Raw genomic sequence first — 255 nt, forward strand, 5'->3', positions numbered from 1 at the left:
TTAAAAACCGCCCCGTAGTGCTGCAATCTATCTATGATACGCAAACACCCTACGCAGGTGGACAAAAAATGGCTCACGCTATGAACGCTTATTTCGTTAAAGCTGACGGCGGAGATCACGGTGTGTACGTGTACGATAATCCTGAGGCGTGGGAGCTAGTCAATAATTACTATCTCAGAACGCCTATTGTTACGCGTACGAAACTGCCTTATGCCAGGGTAGATGAGCATTAGTGTAAACGAACACTAACGGTGA

Annotated in this window: 1 protein-coding gene; it reads left to right on the forward strand. The window is 46.3% G+C overall.

The genetic code is table 11. The annotated features are described in order from the left end of the window. Positions 1–233 (forward strand): alpha/beta hydrolase (locus tag ACM0OZ_RS49365; protein WP_414590239.1); only part of this gene is annotated, 233 nt, incomplete at its 5' end. Between the last annotated feature and the right edge of the window lie 22 nt (positions 234–255).

This window comes from Scytonema sp. PCC 10023 (assembly GCF_963920835.1).
In the GTDB taxonomy this organism is placed as follows: Bacteria; Cyanobacteriota; Cyanobacteriia; order Cyanobacteriales; family Nostocaceae; genus Kalymmatonema.